The sequence below is a fragment of the Flavobacterium sp. genome (assembly GCF_004211145.1).
In the GTDB taxonomy this organism is placed as follows: domain Bacteria; phylum Bacteroidota; class Bacteroidia; order Flavobacteriales; family Flavobacteriaceae; genus Flavobacterium.
The window spans coordinates 1-3,041 of the sequence record NZ_SEBS01000072.1 but is presented as its reverse complement, the minus strand read 5'-3'; the positions used below and the strand labels follow the sequence as shown (position 1 = coordinate 3,041).

The 3,041-nt window shown below is 47.7% G+C and carries 3 protein-coding genes; all 3 read right to left on the bottom strand.

Translation table 11 applies throughout. From position 1 onward, the window contains the following. On the bottom strand, positions 1-1,017 hold a 1,017-nt coding region (gene nhaA, locus EOO50_RS17530; RefSeq protein WP_290841581.1), incomplete at its 3' end, for a Na+/H+ antiporter NhaA. A gap of 45 nt (positions 1,018-1,062) precedes the next feature. Further along, positions 1,063-2,334, bottom strand: a complete 1,272-nt coding sequence (locus tag EOO50_RS17525; protein ID WP_290841580.1) for an adenylosuccinate synthase — start codon at positions 2,332-2,334, stop codon at positions 1,063-1,065. Positions 2,335-2,679: 345 nt separating this feature from the next. Beyond that, on the bottom strand, positions 2,680-3,041 hold a 362-nt coding region (locus EOO50_RS17520), incomplete at its 5' end, for a transcriptional repressor (RefSeq protein ID WP_290841579.1).

The window sequence follows — 3,041 nt, the reverse complement described above, 5'->3', positions numbered from 1 at the left end:
CGCAATGAAGATTGACATCGTAAACCCGATTCCGCCAAGCATTCCCGTAGCAAAAATATGTTTCCATCTCAATCCGTGCGGAAGCTTGCATACGCCGAATTTCGCGGCGATCCGTGCAAAAAGCCAGATTCCGACCGGCTTTCCTACAACGAGTCCGAGAATTATTCCAGTTGCTGAGAGCGACACCAGATGGTTTTGCCATCCGTCAGCCAGCGCAATGCACGTATTTGTCAGCGCAAACAGCGGAAGGATGAAAAAGGCAACGGGCTTATGCAGAAAGTTCTGCAATAAATACGAAGTGGATTTTTCGCCGCCTTCGCCAAACGGAATCGCAAAAGCGAGCATTACGCCGGTAATCGTCGCGTGAACGCCCGAATGCAGCATGAAATACCACATTGCGCCGCCGCCGATAATGTACGGGATCAGGTTGCGTACTTTCAGCTTTCCCAAAGCAAACAACACCGCCCAGATTGCCAGTGCAATTCCAAGATTGACAAACGAAATGTCTTTGGTGTAGAAAAACGCGATGACCAGAATCGCGCCCAAGTCGTCGATTACTGCAAGCGCGGTGAGGAAAATTTTCAGCGAAGCCGGAACGCGTTTGCCGATGAGCGACAATATTCCTACCGCAAACGCGATGTCAGTTGCCATCGGGATTCCTGCACCGGGCTGCGCCTCTGTTCCAAAGTTGAGCAGCATAAAAATCGCGGCAGGAACAACCATTCCGCCAAGCGCCGCAAATATCGGCAATGATGCGGTTTTCAAATCAGACAGTTCGCCGATATAGATTTCGCGTTCGAGCTCAAGCCCAATCAACAAAAAGAAAATCGTCATCAGCCCGTCGTTGATCCATTCGGTCAGAGTGTGGCTGCCCATCGGTTGATTCCAAAACGCGATGTAATTGCTGCCAAGGAGCGAATTCGCCAATATCAGCGAGACTGCCGTAGCGAAAACAAGTATGATTCCGCCCGACTTTTCGCTTTCAAAGAAACCGGTGAAGAGTTTGGTGATTTTCATTGAGACAGACGTTTTCGCGATTATTCGACCTTTCGCCGATTGGCGCTATTTCATTATTGTCTGCTTTCGGTCAGGTCCGACCGAGACGATTTTGATTGGAACTTCGACCTGTTTTTCGATGAATTCAATATATTCTGTAAGTTCTTTCGGAAGCTCGCCGTACGATGTCATTCCCGTAAGATCTGCGTTCCAGCCTTTGAATTCGGTATAGACCGGCTCGACGTTTTCAGGTTCGATCGTATACGGCAGATGGTCGATTTCCTGGCCGTTGTATTTATAAGCTGTGCAAACTTTGAGTGTCTTGAATCCTGAAAGCACGTCGCCTTTCATCATCATCAGTTGTGTTACGCCGTTGATCCGGATCGCGTATTTCAGCGCGACAAGATCAAGCCAGCCGCAGCGTCTTTTTCTTCCCGTTACTGATCCGAATTCGTTGCCGACTTTTGCCATGACATCACCTGCTTCGCCGAAATCTTCGGTAGGGAACGGGCCGCTTCCGACGCGCGTCGTGTATGCTTTGAAAATCCCGAAAACTTCCTGGATTTTATTCGGTGCGATTCCAAGCCCGGTACAAGCTCCGGCTGCGGTTGTGTTTGAAGACGTCACGAACGGATAAGTTCCGAAATCAACATCCAACAGCGAACCTTGCGCGCCTTCGCAGAGAATTGATTTGCCGGCTTTTTGCGCGTTGTAGAGATATTCCTCGCTGTCGATGAAGTCAAGTTTTTTCAGCTCTTCGATCGATTCGAAAAACTCTTTTTCGAGCTCGGCTAGATTGTATTGTATGGCGACGTCGTAAAACTTGATCATCGTCTCGTGCTTGTCGGCGAGCGTGCGGTAACGCTGCTTGAAATCGGCGAGCTCGATATCGCCTACGCGGATGCCGTTGCGTCCGGTCTTGTCCATGTAAGTTGGGCCGATTCCTTTTAAGGTTGAACCGATCTTGGCTTTTCCTTTTGCAGTTTCAGATGCAGCGTCGAGCAAACGATGCGTCGGCAGAATCAGATGCGCCTTGCGCGAAATGATGAGCTTGGACTTGAGGTCGATGTTGAATTTTTGCAGGCCTTCGATTTCCTTCTGGAACACAACCGGATCGATTACGACGCCATTCCCGATGATATTGATCGAATCTTTGTGGAAAATCCCCGACGGAATCGTGCGGAGAACGTGCTTGATGCCGTCGAATTCGAGCGTGTGTCCGGCGTTCGGGCCGCCCTGAAAACGTGCGATGATGTCGTATTTTGAAGTGAGAACGTCGACGATTTTGCCTTTGCCTTCGTCGCCCCATTGTAATCCGAGTAGTAGGTCTACTGCCATGTAAGTTAGTTGTTAGTTATTAGTAGTTAGTTGATAGTAGTTAGTTATTTTATACTTCAAAATTCGTTTTTCGACGTTCAAAATTCAACATTAAAAGAAAAAGTACCAATGTCGATTAACGAATGCTGAATCTGGACGGTCTCTGCGTTAGGGATGGAAGTGGAAATCCTTTTTTGTAACTTAAAATTTCCCTCAACAAGTTCGGGATATCTTATTTTACGATTTCCCTCAACAAGTTCGGGATATCTTAAAAAAAAGATTGCAACGAACAGCCCGGCGGCGGTTGAGCAGAGCGTCGGGCGATTGAAATTTTCCCCACCGGCGCAACGCCCGAGTTATTTTTATCTATTCATCTGTTTTTCTTTTGTTTCCATAGAAATACAGCGAATGGTTGTGTATTTCGATGTCGAAAATTTCTTCGATTGTTTTTTTTATGGTCTGGATTCGCGGATCGCAGAACTCGATCACCTCACCGGTGTCGGTCATGATGATGTGATCGTGCTGCTTATCAAAATACGATTTTTCGTAATGCGACTGGTTTTGCCCGAATTGGTGCTTTCGGACAAGTGCGCAGTCCAGTAAAAGCTCGATTGTGTTGTAAAGCGTCGCGCGGCTCACGCGGTAATTCTTGTTTTTCATCTTGAGATACAGGTTCTCAATGTCGAAATGCTCTTCGCTGTCGTAAATTTCCTGGAGGATTGCGTAGC